The organism is Halalkalibacter alkalisediminis (assembly GCF_028610705.1).
Classification (GTDB): Bacteria; Bacillota; Bacilli; order Bacillales; family Bacillaceae_D; genus Halalkalibacter; species Halalkalibacter alkalisediminis.
Genome location: NZ_JAQQWT010000013.1, coordinates 85,126 through 103,272, shown reverse-complemented (window position 1 = coordinate 103,272; position 18,147 = coordinate 85,126). Strand labels below are relative to the sequence as shown.

The 18,147-nt window shown below is 35.9% G+C and carries 11 protein-coding genes; 1 reads left to right on the top strand and 10 read right to left on the bottom strand.

Annotated elements, in window-relative coordinates; genetic code table 11:
- The first annotated feature begins 969 nt into the window (after positions 1 to 969).
- A complete protein-coding gene (locus tag PQ474_RS16630; protein WP_273845548.1) occupies positions 970 to 1,695 on the top strand; it encodes a DUF421 domain-containing protein in 726 nt (241 codons plus the stop codon).
- 723 nt (positions 1,696 to 2,418) lie between these two features.
- Here the strand turns inward: PQ474_RS16630 and PQ474_RS16625 are convergent.
- From PQ474_RS16625 to PQ474_RS16580, 10 genes are all read right to left on the bottom strand, one after another.
- A complete protein-coding gene (locus tag PQ474_RS16625; RefSeq protein WP_273845545.1) occupies positions 2,419 to 3,483 on the bottom strand; it encodes a Gfo/Idh/MocA family protein in 1,065 nt (354 codons plus the stop codon).
- A 170-nt stretch (positions 3,484 to 3,653) separates the two neighbouring features.
- Positions 3,654 to 5,330: a glycoside hydrolase family 13 protein gene (locus tag PQ474_RS16620; RefSeq protein ID WP_273845542.1), complete on the bottom strand. Its 1,677-nt coding sequence runs from the start codon at positions 5,328 to 5,330 to the stop codon at positions 3,654 to 3,656.
- A gap of 3 nt (positions 5,331 to 5,333) precedes the next feature.
- The gene (locus tag PQ474_RS16615; protein WP_273845540.1) at positions 5,334 to 6,614 is read right to left on the bottom strand and encodes an extracellular solute-binding protein; all 1,281 of its coding nucleotides are present in this window, start codon (positions 6,612 to 6,614) and stop codon (positions 5,334 to 5,336) included.
- Positions 6,615 to 6,626: 12 nt separating this feature from the next.
- A complete protein-coding gene (locus PQ474_RS16610; protein WP_273845538.1) occupies positions 6,627 to 8,162 on the bottom strand; it encodes a response regulator transcription factor in 1,536 nt (511 codons plus the stop codon).
- Positions 8,155 to 9,954 carry a sensor histidine kinase gene (locus tag PQ474_RS16605; RefSeq protein ID WP_273845536.1) on the bottom strand — a complete coding sequence of 600 codons (1,800 nt, stop codon included), beginning with the start codon at positions 9,952 to 9,954 and terminating at the stop codon, positions 8,155 to 8,157. Before PQ474_RS16605 ends, PQ474_RS16610 begins: the two co-directional genes overlap by 8 nt.
- A 72-nt stretch (positions 9,955 to 10,026) precedes the next feature.
- Positions 10,027 to 11,853: a glycoside hydrolase family 66 protein gene (locus PQ474_RS16600; protein WP_273845534.1), complete on the bottom strand. Its 1,827-nt coding sequence runs from the start codon at positions 11,851 to 11,853 to the stop codon at positions 10,027 to 10,029.
- Positions 11,854 to 11,889: 36 nt separating this feature from the next.
- Positions 11,890 to 12,729, bottom strand: a complete 840-nt coding sequence (locus PQ474_RS16595; protein WP_273845532.1) for a carbohydrate ABC transporter permease — start codon at positions 12,727 to 12,729, stop codon at positions 11,890 to 11,892.
- A gap of 25 nt (positions 12,730 to 12,754) precedes the next feature.
- Positions 12,755 to 13,714 carry a carbohydrate ABC transporter permease gene (locus tag PQ474_RS16590; protein WP_273845528.1) on the bottom strand — a complete coding sequence of 320 codons (960 nt, stop codon included), beginning with the start codon at positions 13,712 to 13,714 and terminating at the stop codon, positions 12,755 to 12,757.
- A 78-nt stretch (positions 13,715 to 13,792) separates the two neighbouring features.
- The gene (locus PQ474_RS16585; RefSeq protein ID WP_273845527.1) at positions 13,793 to 15,085 is read right to left on the bottom strand and encodes an extracellular solute-binding protein; all 1,293 of its coding nucleotides are present in this window, start codon (positions 15,083 to 15,085) and stop codon (positions 13,793 to 13,795) included.
- 268 nt (positions 15,086 to 15,353) lie between these two features.
- On the bottom strand, positions 15,354 to 17,906 hold the full coding sequence (locus tag PQ474_RS16580) for a glycoside hydrolase family 66 protein (protein WP_273845525.1): 2,553 nt from the start codon (positions 17,904 to 17,906) through the stop codon (positions 15,354 to 15,356).
- Between the last annotated feature and the right edge of the window lie 241 nt (positions 17,907 to 18,147).

The window sequence follows — 18,147 nt, the reverse complement described above, 5'->3', positions numbered from 1 at the left end:
AATTCATGATTTATCGGTGAAAACCATTGTCCAAATGAAGTTTTTCGTGTAATCTTATCCATGAGATTGGTCCTTTTTATTGGATTTGGACGGGATTACCACCTGACCTATCCATTATAAAGGACTTTTTTTATGCACGGATTTAAGTAATTGAACATTTTGAGTATTTTTAATATTGAAATCTCTTTAGTGCAACACTAGTGGATTAATAACTATTTATAATAGTAAGAAGCCTGACTTTATCGCCTCGTCCTTCAATGGAATCAAAAGACCACCAATTATTTTTAATTCAACTTTATTCCAAGAAATTTGGAAGTTAGAAGGGGATACAGGTGCTCGCCAAATTATTAGAAACAATAATCAAGGAATAATCGTTAAAGATAATAAAAAAATTCATTTTATTGATGTTGATACCCCTAAGCAATACCATTCTCTGATCAATTTAATAAGCAAAAACCAAAACTTCTAAGAGATATATAACATACTCCTCTTCTACTAGTTAAAGCTTTCTTTGTGAGTTTAACTCCCACCCTAATTAAGTATATTTAGAAAGGTTAAACATCAGGTGGAGTCCTCCACCTTGATTTCTCAATGTTCTGCAAGTTCAAACGAGCAATGTTTTCAGCCTTGTGTTGATTGTTTGAGGCGCCAACCCCATAGACCTGTGTTCTTCTCATTTAAAAGGATGATCATCATCCTTCTTTTTTTGTGTCACTTTAAAACGATGTAGTTTCGGAAGCCTCCATAGTAATCCGATCGATATTTTGCGACAGATCGTGGTCGCGTAAGATATCCATATCTGGTGGTTATCATCGTAAATGGATTAGGTAGGAAACGTCTGAAACATTGAAGAAAGCTTCTTAAATTTATCCTGAATCCATCGTAAAAAACTAAATTTCATCACTGGTTAGTATAGAAAAATACAAAAGGGACATGGTGGTAATAATAATAGATAGAAAGAAGGGGAAGTTGTTGGAGGTTTGGCATGGTGCAGAGGATTTGCCCATATATGGATTTATCATAAGGGCTACTATTATTTATATTTATATTTTTATGGTAGTAAAAATACTAGGACAACGCTCAATGGTATCGTTTCATCCCATTGATTTTATCTTCGCCGTCATTATAGGGGATGTAGTCGGAGAACCATTATCAAGTGGTGATATCGCGCTCGGTGGTCCGTTGGCTGCAGCTTCATTTATTGCTGGGTTACACCTTACCTTATCTTACTTGGCTCTTAAGAACGCCAGGGTTAGACGTATTGTAGAAGCAGAACCAATTATTATCATTAATAAAGGACATATTTTAGTAGACGAATTGCGTAAAGCCAAAATTACTGTTGAATCACTAATGATGGACTTACGGTTAAACCAAGCAAGTGATTTAACAGAAATTGATTACGCCATCCTAGAACCTAATGGCCAGATTAGTGTTATAAAAAAATCTAAATATGATTCACTAACACCTAGTGACTTGATGAAAGATCCCCCAGAAAAAGGATATCCATCGGTATTAATATTAGAGGGAAAGGTCAATAATTCAAATTTAAATAAATTAGGTCATACTAATGAATGGCTACAGGAACAAGTTGAGAGACATGGTTTTGAGAGCATTAAAGAAATATTCTTGTTAACGGTTGATGAAAGAAGTGAACGGATTTTTGTTAGTGGGGAAACCAAGAAAAAGATTGTTTAGAATAAAAGGAGTTCGATTTACAAGTTCCTCTATTATTTAGGCAAAGTCAAGATATTTGTTGCCATTTTTACTCCCGCAAGTAGCATGGCGATCCTCATTGGGGTTCTGTGGGGTGTCGCAAATGGGATTGAACGGATTATCTTGAATATACTTTGAACCAATTACTTCGGACTCAAGTACCTTGGTAGTATTAAAGCTGTTGCTGTTACAGTAACTGTTATTGCTTCATCATTTGGACCACTGCCATAAGGGATAGATTTTGACGTATTTGAAAGTTACACTCAAGTGTTATTGCTTTCTCTTTTGCTTTTGTAGGTAATGAAGTTCTAAACTTTCTCTTCAGCACTTCTATATTTGAACTAACTTATTTTCTTTTTTGATAAGGATTTTTGCATCTATTATTTATAGCATCAAAATAAAAAGTCATTTTGAAAAGGTAATTACCATCTTCTTTGATTTCAGCTCGATATGTTCCGATATATTCCCCATTTAAATTATACCTTTAATTTTTTCTATCCACATGTTCATTAGATTCATCTCCTTATCCAAATAGAGATATTACAATCGTGTTTCTTCTTTAGTCTCCTTATAAAAATCTGCATAATTCTTCTATTAGCTCCCGTCTAACCACTTACTTTAGTAACACTCATAAAATCCTCCATAAAATTAAAATTAGTGGTTGTTCACAAAAAGTAAAAATCTCCCCTTCTTAACTAACCTTTATTAATCTACTTTCACAGATTGACCTCTTTTGGCAGATTCGATAATTCTCTCAAGTACCTTTTGATTTTGATATCCATCATCGAAAGTCGGAGTTCCCACTTGCTGATTGTCCGTTACTAGATCTGCAAAGTCTTGCAATTGTTGTTTTTGATAATGTTCAGGAACTTTTTTCGTTTTAAAAGTAGGCCTTTCTTCATTTTCCTCCTTGGTCCAAAGGTCGATCTCATCAGGGCGTTCACAATTAACGTGAATCGTACCATAATCACCATAGATTGTTACTTCGTGCTGATTCCCAGACCCAATTGCATTCCTTGTAGTAACAAAATTTCCAAGAACATTATCTTCAAGCACTGCTTGGAAACTTGCGTAGTCATCCACATCTACTTTTTTCATTTCTCCGCTGATTGGATCTTTTCTTTCGTGAACAAACGTCTCCATTAATGCTGATACAGATTGAAATTCTCCAACAAAGAATCTAGCACTATCGATCATATGAGCACCTAAATCCCCTAGCGCACCCGTACCTGTAACCGCTTTATTAAAACGCCAAGCATAAGGTACCTCAAATAAAGGTGCTCCGAATGATTGGAGATATCGAACAGCAATATGACGAATTGAACCAATCTTCTTTTCTTCTAAAAGCTTTTTCGCATAACGAAAGGAAGGAATATATCGATAAGAAAAACCAATCATACATGGTATTGGTAGTTTTTCATACAATTTAGCTAAATCCTCTGCTTCCTCAAAATTTAAAGTGAATGGTTTCTCTGCCATAATCGGCTTTTGATATTGAATACATAGTTCTAATACCTTGGCATGTAAATGATTAGGGACGATTGAAATGACAACGTCAACATCAGGATCTGCAATCAATGCTTCCATATCATTAAAACGCTTCTCTTCTTTTACTTCTTCTTCTTCTCCAATTCTTTTCAAAAGCTCAGAATTAACATCACAAAGAGCCATTAGCTGTAATTGTTCTAATTCTGAAATCATCCTGCGATGCGCATTTGCCATTCCACCAAGCCCAATTAATCCAACAGAAACTACATTTCTTTTAATCATATAGACCGCTCCTTAAGAAATATATTTAATTTTTATTCTAGATCGATCTTCATAAAAGTAGAACACCCTTAGTGAAATCGGTTAATTTTATACACCAAATAAGGAAGAAAGAACACTAAATCTGTCACTCTAACGAAAAAAAGCAGCCGTAGCTGCTTTTTCTTCTTCTCTTACTTCAATAGATATGCACGTGACTCATAAGGTCTTAGTTTAATAGATGAAATATCCGAACAGTTTTGTACATCATAATTATTAATTAGTAATTCCGATGATGTAAATGGAATGTGTTCCGGCAGATTAAACTTTGTCTCTACTGCTGTAAAATTACACATTACAAGCAGTTTTTCATCAGCTAATGTACGTGTATATGCATAAATGTTCTCCTCTTCTTCTAAAATAAGATCGTATGTGCCATACACAATAATATCTAGTTCTTTTCTTAATTTTATTAACTTTTGATAATAGTAAAAAACGGATTCTTTATCCTCTAAAGCATATTTGGCATTGATTTCTTTATAGTTTTGATTCACTTTTAACCAAGGTGTACCTGTTGTAAATCCGGCATTTTCACTATCATCCCATTGAATCGGCGTTCTTGCGTTATCACGCCCTTTTACATATATGGCTTCCATGACTTTTTGATGATCCTCATTGCCTTCGATGACTTTTTCGCGATACATATTTTGAATTTCAATATCGTTGTATTCTTCAATTGATTCAAATTGAACATTCGTCATCCCTAATTCTTCACCTTGGTAAATGTAAGGGGTGCCTTGTAACATATGAAGAAATGTTGCTAACATTTTGGCCGATTCCACACGGTAATCTTGATCATTTCCTAATCTCGAGACCATTCTTGGTTGATCATGATTATTTAAATAAAGACTGTTCCATCCTTTTCCTTCTAAATCTTTTTGCCACTTTGTCATAACAGCTTTTAAATCAGCTAATTTCCATGGCTTGACGTCCCATTTCCCCCCTGGACCAGAATCTAAATCCATGTGCTCAAAGGTGAAAATCATATTTAATTCAGTACCTTCTTCATTCGCATACTTTGCTGCATCTTTGGTTGAAGCCCCAGGACACTCGCCAACGGTCATCATGTCATATTTTGAAAGGACTTCACGGTTCATTTCTTGTAAGTATTCATGAACACGCGGACCGTTCATAAAGAACTCTCCACCCCAATCGTACTTTTCCCCCCCCGGTGCACTAGGTAAACCCTCCGCTTTTGAAATAAGGTTAATAACATCCATTCGGAAACCATCAATTCCCTTATCAAGCCACCATGTCATCATGTCATAGATTTCTTTTCGTAATGTTGGATTTTCCCAGTTTAAATCTGGTTGTTTTTTACTAAACAAATGAAGGAAATATTCTTCTATTTCTTCATCGTATTGCCATGCTGATCCGCTAAAGAAGGATGTCCAATTGTTTGGCTCTTCTCCATCCTTGCCAGGGCGCCAAATATAATAATCACGATAGGGATTATCTTTAGATTTACGAGATTCCACAAACCACTTGTGCTCATCGGATGAATGGTTGACAACAAGGTCCATCATCAGCTTCATATTGCGTGCATGCATCTCTGCTAATAGCTCGTCCATATCCTCCATTGTGCCAAACTCATCCATAATATTTTGATAGTCACTAATATCATAACCGTTATCATCATTCGGTGATTGATAGACTGGTGATAGCCAAATGACATCAATTCCTAATTCCTTCAAGTAATCAAGTTTTGACGTAATTCCTTTGATATCCCCGATTCCATCGCCATTACTATCCATAAAACTTCTAGGGTAAATTTGATACACAACGCTTTCTTTCCACCACTTTTTCTCCATTTTTCATCTTCCTTTCTCGTCTTCAAGAATTTGGTCAATCTCAATTGCAGCTCGTTGTAATCCTTCCTCTACACTTATTTTCTCAGTTAAAATTAATGTTAAATATTCTTCATAGATTGCATCAATATTTAACCACTGAGAAACAGTCGGTCGTAAGAGAACATCATCTAGACTATCTAAGTACGTCTGATAATAAGGAAATGCGTCGAAGAAACCTGATAATTCAACTAGTCTATTTGCCGGAATTAGACCTGTCTGAGCCAAGTAAGTTTGTTGCTCTACTTTAGTCATCCATTTTAAAAATTCCCACGCAGATTCCTTATGTTTAGTCGCTTTTGAAATGACAAGATTTTCCCCGCCTAAAGGTGCTCGTGTTCCATCACTTATTGGAAATGGGTGTGCAACTGTTAACTCATTAATTAATTCAATGTCCTCTGGGTGATTCACACTATAAAACCATGGCCCTTCATCAATAACAAAATAATTGCCATCTATAACCCCTTGCCAAGTATTTGCATTTCCCTCTAAAAGTCCTGGAGATAACTTCCCACTTTGGTAAAGGGTTAATAACTGATTAACCGCATCGACACTTTTTTTACTATCTAAATAGCCTGTCGCTCTAGTATTAGCTGGATCAGTAACACTTCCCCCAAAACCAGTGAAATAGTGCAATGTTTCCCAGGTCGTTAATCCGGATACTCCAATCACATACTGATCTTTTTTAATCAGGTTCTTGAATTCATCCATTGTTTCAGGAGGTTGGTCATAACCCGAAGCTTCTAGTAACTCTCTGTTATAAATAGATACCTTTGTGTTTGTATTTAGAGGAACACCATAATAATTCCCATTATAGAAATTGGATTGTAAAGGTTCTTCATAAAACTGATGTTTGATATGATCAAAGTCTTCAAACTCACTTACTGGGTAAAGTAGGTCGAGTTTTGCAAATGACGGCACCCATACAACGTCCATGCGAATAATATCAGGAGGTTTATTGGCCGATGCCCTTGAAATAATAGCTGATTTTAATTGGGCGTTATAAGACTGTCTAACAGGGATTATTTTAATTAATGGATACTCTTCTTCAAATAGCGGAATGAGGATATTTTCAAAAACTTGTGTTTCTTTTTCGCTATACGTATGCCAAACGACAATTTCTTCTCTAACAGGAGTAGACTCTAAAGCAGGTTGATTGTTTTCAATAATAGAATGATTCCCACAACCTGTTATCATAACGACCCCAATCATAAACATTAGAATCATTGTACGTCGTACAATCCCCACCTTAGACACCCCCTATTTTTGATGAAACGTTCGATAGTCAACAGGAGAATACCCTGTTAATTTTTTGAACAACTTACTAAAATACTTAACATCATTAAATCCAGATCTCCCCGCTACTTCGTATACTTTTAATGACGTTTGCACTAACAATTCTTTTGCTTTTTTAACGCGAAGATCAATCACATAATCAATAAACTTTTGATCGCTAAATTGCTTAAACAAAACACTAAAATAATTTCTGCTTATATGAATGTGATCAGCAACCATTTGAAGAGTTAACTCATTAGTATAATGCTGGTGAATATAATTTATTGCTCGTTCCATAAGCTCATTGTCACTTCTTGGCTTACTTTTTTGTTCGGAAACAAGCTTCATGCATTCTTGCATATGCTTCTTCATCATAATGATTAATTCATCAAGCGATTCAGCTTGACCTAATTCTTCACATTTATCTAGCAATAATGTTAGGTCAAGTTTATTCAAAAACAAGTTAGATAAAAACTCACTTGCTTCTTGCTTTATTTCTGAGGGATGCAATTCTTCCTTTTTCCATTGAAGGTAAAGTTGTTCTAAATACTTTGTTACCTTTTCCTCATCAACTGGTAAAATGAAATGTTTGACCTCTTCTACTTTTGTATGATTTGTTGTTTTCTTCTTAGGTTCTTTATAGTAATAAACCATTTCACTCGGATGAAAAAATTGTCTTTCACAAGCCGACATACTTCTTTTTAATCCCTGTTTCGCTTCAGAAATATTAGAAATAGTATCAAACCCAAATGAAAATTGCAGTGCTGATCCTATAATGGCTTCGTCCTTTATCTGATCAATTACTGTAATTGGATGAATATCTGAATGAAAAAAAAACACTAATTCTGTATCTCCTATTGAAATACAAACCCCTTTTGTAAAATTAGAGTAAAAGCGCTCTTGAATTTCTTCTATGGTGAACTTTTTAAATAAAGCACCGTACTCATCGTCAATTTTTGCCACGTTATTCAGCTTCATGTAAACTACGAGAACCTCGCCCGATAACAGGCTCATTATTTTACAGTCACTAGAAAAACCTTTTTCATCTAAAAGCGCTCGTTTTAATTCCTGCTCAGCCTTTTTACGTTCCATCAACGAATTTGTTTGATCGACAAATTTTAATTTATTTTCGATGTTTTTCTCTTCATTCAACTTATGAACACACTTCTGAATTAATTGAACAAACTCCTCTTGTTCTAACGTTGGCTTTAAAACATAGTCAACCGCTCCATATTTCAAACCTTCTTTCACATATTCAAACTCGTTGTAGCTGCTGACTAAAATTACTTTCAGCTTTGGGTTAATGTCTAATGCTTTCTTCATGAGAGTTAACCCATCCATAATGGGCATCTTGATATCGGTAATTAAAATGTCAACATGTGTTTCTTCCATAACATGAAAGGCAGTCTCACCATTTGGAAAGTCTCCTACAAGAGATAATCCCTCTTTTTCCCATTCCACAGAAGCTTTTAAACCAAAGCGTATGACTGGTTCATCATCTACAATTACGACGTTATACATGAGTTTCACCTCTTAAGTCCTTCGGTTTTAAATTCAGTTTTACTGCCGTACCATTAGGATCACTGTAAATCTCTACTGTTGAATTGGGTGCAAAATAAAGGTTAACTGAATCAAACACATGGAGTAATCCAATTCCAAGAGATGTATTAGGTGTTAATGTTACATGTCTAATTTGATTTAGTGTTACTTCTTCCATTCCACGGCCGTTGTCACGTACCGTAATTTCGACTCCAGCGTCTTTCCTTATTCCGATTATTCCTATGGTTCCTTCCTTACCTGTTGGAACAATTCCATGGAAAATGGCGTTTTCAACAATAGGTTGTAATAGCATTTGTGGAATTAGATATTCATATATTTCAGGTTCAATATTAAGTTTTAGAGCAAAGGTTTGTTCATAACGAATTTGCATGATTTCAATGAACTTTTCAATAATGTCAACTTCATCTTTAATGGTAACAAACGTACCATTTTTCCCCATATTTGCTTCTAGTAATCTTGTCAATGCAGATAAAGCTGTGTTTGCTCGTTCAACCTGCTTGAAATTCAGCAACCATTTAACTGTACTTAGTGTATTAAATAAAAAATGCGGATTAATCCTGTGTTTTACCGCACGTAGTTCCGCTTCCTTTTTTTGGATTTGCTCCTTGTTCACTTGATCCATTAACTGCTCGACTTTTTCAAGCATTCGATTAAACTCTAAGCTCATGACTCCAATTTCATCAGATGTCTGAACACTTGTCCTAACATGAAAATCTCCTTCACCTACGCGTTTCATCTGGCCAGTTAGAATTTTGATCGGATCAGTCACTCGCTTTGCGAAGAAGTTTCCAATTATTATCGCAAGCACACCAAATATGAGAGAGGTTAGAAAAACAACTGTTTGTATAGTAAGTAATTGATCGGTAATTTCATGAATTGGAACAACCCCTACTATTGTCCAACCATTTGAAATAGGTTGTTTTACGCCGTAGTAATCGATTCCATCTTCCTGAAATTCAAACTCTAATTCATTCCATTTAATAACGTGATCAGATAACGTTGAATTTTTAATAGGATCATTAATCTTGTTAATATCAGAATCAATCATGATTCTTCCTTGTTCATCTACGACAAAAAAACGACCTGTTTTCCCTAATTTAATCTGATTAATTTTGTCTAGAATCGCTGATCCATCAAGCAATACTTGAATAAAAGCGATATTATTTAAATGGTTAAAATCTTTCATTACCCGACTAACAGGCAAAACTAATTCTATATTTTCACCAGCACCACTGAATGGGTCGTATTGGAGTCCTTGCCAAAATAACTCACCATCTCGTTCAACTGCTTCGTTTACCCAATCAAGTTCCTCCAAGTTATATTTATTAAATTTCACCTCTGAAAAAGTCCCACTTCCCCAACTTCTTCCTTCATCTTTCAATACGTAAATCATGTGTACAAATGAACTTGCATACATATTAGAGTTTAAAAAAGAAACCATATGGTGATTATTTTGTTGCCTTTCATCAAAAGTAAGCTCTTGATTTAAATCTTGTTTCACTATATCCTGCAGTCTCTCATTACTATAGATCAAATCTGACATATCACTACCCGTTGATAGCGCAAAAGACAATGAATCTGCAGCTTGGCGAGTAATCTGTAAGGACGATTCCCTAACATTTTCTTTAATAATGTTTGAGGATGATACATAAAAGAATATGCTAGTAAATAAAGTCGGGATTAAACTAGCAATCAAAATAACAATGACTACTTTTGTAGCAAATCGATTTTTATTCATGTTTTGATTGGTCATTGTTTAATCCCTCTTTACATCCGTTATTTCTTGGTACCATCATATCTTTCTCTTTATGCTTTAAGCAAATTACTACTTGTACTCAATCACTACCATATTCCAATATTTTAAGGAAGGCATTGTTAATGAAAGCTCGTCACCCTCTTGCTCGAAATCCAATTCAACAGTTGATCCATGGTATGCGTCTGGTGATGCCGTCCATACTTTCGAAACTTCTTTCTCCGCTTTGACAACTATTGATACATCTTCTTTTAACTCTGGTTCAGGCTGTTCACCCATTCGGTCCTTCCATTCCATCGAAGTAGCTTCAGTGAAATTTATAAAATGGATCATATTTTTGTGATCTTTTTCTTTCGTAAAAGTCCAAACAGCTCCTTCTTCTGCCTCACTCGAAATAGGAATCTCACTTGTAGATGAAACAGTACTTTCTACTTCCTCTGCCCCATCACGTAAAAGATTTTGGTATGCAACAGTAAAATCATAATAACGAATTAATTGTTCGTTTAATTCGTCTGTAATTTTTAATGATTTGTTAGGAAAGTATTCTTTTGCTAACATATTTTCACCTAGCTCGATGTGAGCTCCACCTGAAGCAAATATGACAGCATCGGTTAACAAGACTCCCGGTGCATTAAATTCACCTAAAGAATTAGCCAGATCATAATTCATGTACGCCGCAAGCACTGTTTGTAATTCTCCATTGCTGTACGTCCAATTATCATCAATAATTTCTTTTAGATCTTGGTACAGTGGTTGATCCCAAGACTCTGTATATAAGAAGTTCACAGGTGACTTAGCAATTTCTTCTTGTCCATACTGTGAAACAGCATTAAGCACAAAATCAACTTGTAAAGCTTCTTTGGCATTTTCGATAAAAGGTCGGTAAGTTTCAGCAAGGTCAACAACGTCCCCTTTGGCATTCCATAATGGAGAATTCTCAACTTGTTCCGTTTCCGGATTCCATACTTTAGATCGATCCCCTAGTTGGTCAACATGCCATCCATCAAATGGTAAATGTTCAAAAACAAGTTTTTCTTTCTCAAAAAGAAACTCTTGCCATTTAGCATTTGACGGATCAAATAAGAAAATATCGGATTTCCATGCAGTAGGAAGAGGATGTACATCCTGTTCTTCTGCAGCAGAATCCTTAAAAAGGGCCCATTCTCTCTTAACTCCTTCCTCTTCAAAATGTCTACTCGCTCCAAATAACAAGTTATAGTTCATAGCTCTCATATTCTTCTCATGAGCAAGTTTAATATAAGTTTCTACTGTTTCTAACTTCACAATCCGATTTGCGATATCATACCATTGCGAAGCAGGTTCTTCGTTTTCCATTGGTAATGGATTTTCATGCATATCTTGCCAATCGTAAAATTGCAAACCATTTATATGAAAACGGTTAAGCCTATCAATGACAGCTTGTTGGTCTTCCTCTGCTATTTCATAAAAATCAGCCAAATAGCCATATCTCGGAAATTTACTCCAATCAGAGGAAACATCTACAGCAATATTCACATGATCTACAACGTCCTTACCATTCTTCAGAAAGACTTCAACCATATATCCTGTGAAGTCTTGATCTTCAGGAAGCCACTCCCATGTCATTTGTTGCTCGTCTGTTAGATCTATTTCTTCTTCATAAACAAGATGATCTAAATGCTTATAGTACAAAAGCAAACTACCGTCTGTTATCTCTTCATGTAACGTAAGGGAAAAGGTAACGGGATATCCCGGGTGATAAGCCGCTAGATTAGTAGAAATCTCATCTATCCATGTGCCTTGTTCAAGTGTCTCAGATTCATAAAGTGCACCAGACTGCTCGGACGCAAAACACCCCGATATGATTATGACTGCGACTACCATAACGATTATTAATTTATATGTTATAGGATTTATCATTCAACCACCTACTCTTTTAATTTGTTAAAGGATGCTCTAGCCTTTAACAGCTCCCTCTGATTCTCCACCTTTGACAAATTTCTTTTGGAAAATAATATATATGACGATTACCGGTAAAATTGCGATAATCGATGCTGCGAAAACTAATGACCAGTTACTTGCATGTTGTCCTTGGAACATCATTAATGCAATTGGTAACGTTCGCATCGCTTCATCTTTAATAATGGTTAAGGCAACAAAATATTCATCCCATGTTCCCGAGAAGGCGAAAATGGCCATTGTACCTAATGCTGGCTTTGATAGCGGTAAATAGATGTGCCAGAAAATCCTCCAATTCCCCCCACCATCTATTAAAATAGACTCTTCTAAATCTTTAGGAATCGTCTCAAAGAATCCTCGTAAGAAGAAAGTTGATCCTACTACTCCACCACCAATGTAAATTAACCACAATCCTAGATACGTATTAACTAATCCAAGACTATTAATGACTGTAAATTGCGGCACAATCGCTAATACAAGTGGAATCATCATCGTAAATAAGAAGCTTCTAAATATAAACTCTTTAAAAGGAAACTCAAAACGAACAAATGCATAGGCACTCATTGCTCCTAATAGCAGACCTCCAACCATTGCAACACCCGCTACCAATATGCTGTTTAAGAAATATCGATAAAAGTTGTATCCAGTCCACACTTCAACATAGTTATCAAAATTCGGTCTTGCTGCCAATACTTCATTCGGCCTTGGTAATGAGTAGGCTCCCTTTAAAAAAGTCGTTAAAATCATATAAATAAAGGGGAATACAAACGCAATAACACCAAGAATCAGAATTGCATATACGACAATTTTCCAAAATAACTCTGATTTATTTTTCATAGCTCTCCCTCCTAACCTATTAAATTTAATAGAACTTCTGCTTCCCGATTTTCTTTTGCTGACTCCAAGTAATGATAAAAATCGTTAATCCCATCATGACCCCAAGTGCTGAGGAATAACCAAAGTTCATGTTATTAAAAGCTTCTGTATAAATCATACTCTGGATAACTTCTGTTTGATTCATTGGTCCCCCACCAGTCAAGAAATACACTTGCGGGAAGATGTTAAAAGCACCCATAACCAATTGAATTACAACGAATATCGTGATCGGTGCAAGCATTGGGATCGTAATATAGCGAAACATCTTCACACCATTTGCCCCGTCAATGGTTGCTGCTTCATATAAAGACTTTGGTATGCCTTGTAATGCAGCTAAATAAATAACGACTGTCCATCCTACTGTTTTCCAAATATGAAACGCCCAAATGACAAACATAGCTGTCCATTGATTCTGCAGCCAGTTAATGGGTTGATCGATCATTCCTAACTGTGTATAAAGGACGTAATTAATAAAGCCACCTTCACCTGAAGCGAATAAATAACGGAATAGAAAAGCAACTACAATCCAAGACGTAATAATTGGTAAATAGTATAAGGTTCTAAATGTAATTTTGTATTTGATAAATTGAAGATTAATTAATACAGCAAAAAAGATCCCTAAAAACCAATTGATTGGTACTGTCACGATTGTATTTAGAAAGGTATTTCGAACAGCATAGCCAAATTTTTGATCTTCAAATGCACGGGTATAATTATCAAACCCTACCCATGGGCTTTCTGCTCCTGGCATAATGTTGTAATCTTGAAAACTCATAATGATCCCTTTAAATAATGGATAAATGACGAATACCCCTGTTCCAATTAAGCCTAATATGATGAAGGGAAAGACTTCCTTCCATTGCTGTAACCCTTTTTTCAGGCTAACTCTTTCCTTTTTCTTCGGCTTCTTCTGCCCTGTCTGAACCTGAACATCTAGTTGACTCAATTTTTTCACCCCTTTAGGCAATCACTTTGGTGAAAGAACACTTCAAATCGTCTTGAAGTGTTCTTTTGACTGTTCATTTTATTTGTTAATAATGTTATCAGATTTTTTCGCAGCATCATCTAGTGCTTCTTTAGCATCCATTTCACCACGAAGAACTTTTTCAATATTTAATGTAATAACTTGTTCAACCTCAGACCATTGTGGTAATGGGGTACGAGGCAGTGCTGTTTTGAGCTGTTCAACATATGCTTCAATAAATGGTAATTCTAAGAACTCTGGGTCTTGTGCTGCCGCCATGTTTGTCGGGATTAAGCCAGTACCAACTCCCATAATCTTTTGTGCCTTTTCTCCTGTCATCCACTTAGCAAATTTCCATGCAGCCTCTTTATTTTTGGAACTCTCAAAGATAACTAGGTTCTCTCCACCAATTACTGAACGACTTCCATTCACACCTTCAGGGATTGGTGCCCATACACTATAATCTAGCGGACTTATTTTGCCTTCTTCATTCATCAAAATGCTGAAGAACCATGGTCCATCATCAATCATCAAATACTCGCCTCTGTCAATTCCTTCCCAAGTTCCCGGTTGACCTCCAAGCATGGTTGGACTAATTAATCCCTCTTCATTCCAACGGACGATTGTTTCTAAAGCCTGTAAACTTTCAACACTATTTAAATGTCCTTCAAACTGTGTAAATTCATCATCTGTTAACCTTCCACCTAAACTCCAAAAATATGGAAGGTAATCCCAAGTTTGACCTACTCCAACAATTGAAATTCCCCCAGCTGCTCCTGCCCCAACGGCTTTACGAGCAGCATCTTCCAACTCTTCCATTGTTGTTGGCGGTTCACTTAAACCTGCTTTTTCAAGTACTTCTTTGTTATAGATTGCTACTTTTGTATTTGTGTTTATTGGTAATCCGTAATAACCACCATCATAGAAGTTTGTTGACATTGGTGCATCAAACAATTGATTTTCCACTTCTTCAAAACCATCAAAACTACTTACTTCCGCTAAAGCGTTTAACTGAGCAAATTCAGATGTCCAAACAATGTCCATTCTCATTAAATCAGGTGCTGCATTACCAGCCACACCAGCGATGACTTGTTGCTTTAGCCCTTCGTGAGGCTGCCTAGTAAGCTTTAATTCAATATGAGGATGTTCTTCCTCAAACGCTGGCTTAATCTCTTCAACTAATACTTTTTCTTCCTGTTCTCCATATGTGTGCCAGTAATCAAGCACTACTTTATCTTGCTTGCCTGACCCATCATTATTACTTGAAGTATCATCGCTTGATGAACATGCAGCGCTTACAACAATAAGAAAAACTAGCATTGATAACAATAAAGATGTTTTTAATTTTCTCATTTTACTTCCCCCTTGTTTTATAAGTACATGCTTATTATCTATCGGAAAGCGTTAACAAGGAACCGTTTACATTACTATGAAGGTGGCTTTAGTTACGATTTAAAATCCGTAATTTACCAATAAATGAAAGGGTGCATTTTGTTAATATAAAAAGTGTAATAAAAAACACTTTTTGAGTATCTTGTTTAAACATCATTAAAAATGAAAAGAGCCACGACCCCTTTGAAACTAGTCATGACTCTCTTTAAGTTACATAATTTATTCTGCTCTAATTTTTAACAATTACAACATCATCAATTTGTAAATTTACAGATCCCTCAGCAGTCTGGTAGAATGCTATATTTATCTGTCCATTTGTAACCTCAACAGTTCCGCTGATTTTGACATACTCATTGCCATGTGGAATATCAATATAAACAGCTTCACCGCCAAAACCTGTTAATTCCATTCTGCTTAATGTTGGTGTACCTGTATTTTGCTTCACCATTGCCGTTACTGTGTACGAACCATTTTCCATTCGAGAAAGATCCTGTTCTATTTTTTGTTCATATGGCCTATTGCTCCAAAAATAAGCCTTATAGTTACCATTGTAAACATCATTATGATCGACACCAACATTGCTGCCTGTTATATCCCAACCTCTGAGGTCTCCTCTTTCAAAACCACCGTTGAAAATTTCAGCTGGGATTGTTAGTTCTTCTTCTTCAGCTTTCAAGTAGGAAATCAAAGCTTCGATAATTTCCATTAAAGGTTGTTTTGCTTCCTGTGAGACGTTTCGCTCATTTGATTTCCGAGATAGATGAGATACATAGTCTTCTAAAAACTTTATAGCTTGTTGAATAGAACCTTTCTCTAAATGGTGCTCTGCTTGTTTAAATGAATTAGTAAGCTGCTTCACCAACGGACCATTCAAGTCACCGCTTTCAATAAAACGCTCCACCAATTGATTTAATTCAGCCTTACTAGTTGCAATCGGATCATCACTGCTCATGTAAATCAGGTTCCAATATTCTAAAGATGGTACGGTAATGCTAATATATTTACCATATTCATCACGGCTCTTTGTAAAAGATAATTGTTCGGAACGACCGCCATCTTTATCTGGTGATGCCAGCCAAACAGAATTTATTTCATCTGAGTAATAGTATTTCAGATCAAAATTAGTGATTTTTTCTGGTGTGTCTTTTTGACCTTCATTTGCTCGCCAATCATTTTTACTAACACCTAATAAGTTGATCATTTGTATAATCTCATAATCACCATCTTTTTTGCCATAAGTCCAAACCGTGTTAGGATCACCATATGGAGTATTCTCAAAATCTATCACTTCAATTCGATTGTTTGTTTCGGTTTGCCCGTCACGCAGTAAATTTTGATAGGCAACAATGAAATCATATTGTTTAGTCATGCGTTGCTCTAATTCTTCTGTCATATATAAATGTTGAGCTGGAAAATATTCGTTGCTTAACATATTTCCATTGTCACCAAGCTCAATACGAGAACCTCCTGCTGCATATACTGACGCACCAGTCAATAGAACAGCTGATGCATTAAACGGGCTCCCTGGATTCGCTTCGCCGTAATCATAGCTCATATATGCCGGAATGACTAAAGATTTCCCGCCGCTCTCTTCTCTTGCTCTCTCAATGGCTTTCTTCAAAGAGTAATAAGAATCGTAAAGCTCACCATCTCTGTCTCTATCCCATGGCCACATTTCTGTATAAAGAACATCAACCTTGCTTATATTAACATTTTCAATTCCTTGAGCTCCAACCGGGTTGAAAACTAAGTATTTATCTCCAATTGCTTCCTTAGCATTATTAAGGAATTCTGTATACGTATCTTTTACATAGAGCGTTCTGCCATCAGCTGTTTGCATCTCGCCCCATTCACCAACTGTGTCAGAGTGCCAGCCATCAAATTCAAATGAGTCAAACATGTTATTAATTTCAGCAAAAATATACTCTTGCCACTCAGGGTTGCTCATATCAAAAAAGTATAAATGAGTAATTCCAGTTGGGGTTTCATCCATCATTTTAAATTTGAAATGCCCTTCTCCGCTCAGATTGTTATCAGAGTAATATAAAGCCCAGTCTTGCTTTACACCATCGTCTTCATAGCCTGAGACTGCAGCATATGCCATGTTATAAGCCATATTGACCATATTATTATTCTGGGCTTCCGAAATATAACGGCGAATGGAATCAGCATGAATTTCTCTGCCCGTCCAATCCAACCAAAATTCTCTGTTATCATCTGGGATGGGCTTGTGATGACGATATTTCCAATCATAATATTGTAATGCATTAATATGGTAATCTTTAAGTTTTTCAATTCGTTGTGCAGCATCAACGTCCTCTGTAAAATCCCAAACATAACCATAACGCGGGAACTTGGTCCAGGATGATGAAACATCTACACCCACCGTGTCTGAATCTATCAGATTATTAGATGAATCTTTAATATCTACTTCAATTAAATATCCTTTAAAATCTGTTGACGGCGCTTCCCAGTTTACGATTATACGATCTTCTTCATTGTTTGCTAAGGAAAATGATTGTTCAATGGTTGATCCAACTTGTTGTTCTAGATGCGTTGCGTTGATCTCAACTGTCCCCGTAAAGTCATTCCTCGTTTTATTTTCTAAATCAATCCGAATTTCAACATGGTCTCCTGGATTATACATGGCTTTATCTGTTGTCACATTTTCAATAAGAGGTTTTGTCTCATTTGCTAAAACGCTGCCAGATAGAAATGATGGTTGACTTAAAATCATTACACCAGCCATTACCGCAGCAACTGTTTGTTTTAATCGATTCAACTTTGTCACACCTTTCTGTAAAAATGAGGATTGAATGCTTTATTTAGTTTCTGTCCGAGTAAAAGAACATTTTCATGAATGTTTACACTCCTCCTTTCCTACAGTTTGTTTAACTCGAACACTCTTTGCATCTTAATCTTTTTTAAAAAATATTTGTGAAAAATATTGTAAGCGCTTAATATAAAGCCCCCTTTTTAAAAAATTAAACACTGTTTAGATGAGTTTATAGAGAATGCCGGGA

Excerpts from the sequence above, each read along its gene's own strand:
- PQ474_RS16600 (WP_273845534.1), bottom strand. The coding sequence starts at position 11,853 with ATGATAAATCCTATAACATATAAATTAATAATCGTTATGGTAGTCGCA.
- PQ474_RS16595 (WP_273845532.1), bottom strand. The coding sequence starts at position 12,729 with ATGAAAAATAAATCAGAGTTATTTTGGAAAATTGTCGTATATGCAATT.
- PQ474_RS16625 (WP_273845545.1), bottom strand. The coding sequence starts at position 3,483 with ATGATTAAAAGAAATGTAGTTTCTGTTGGATTAATTGGGCTTGGTGGA.
- PQ474_RS16605 (WP_273845536.1), bottom strand. The coding sequence starts at position 9,954 with ATGACCAATCAAAACATGAATAAAAATCGATTTGCTACAAAAGTAGTC.
- PQ474_RS16585 (WP_273845527.1), bottom strand. The coding sequence starts at position 15,085 with ATGAGAAAATTAAAAACATCTTTATTGTTATCAATGCTAGTTTTTCTT.
- PQ474_RS16620 (WP_273845542.1), bottom strand. The coding sequence starts at position 5,330 with ATGGAGAAAAAGTGGTGGAAAGAAAGCGTTGTGTATCAAATTTACCCT.
- PQ474_RS16610 (WP_273845538.1), bottom strand. The coding sequence starts at position 8,162 with ATGTATAACGTCGTAATTGTAGATGATGAACCAGTCATACGCTTTGGT.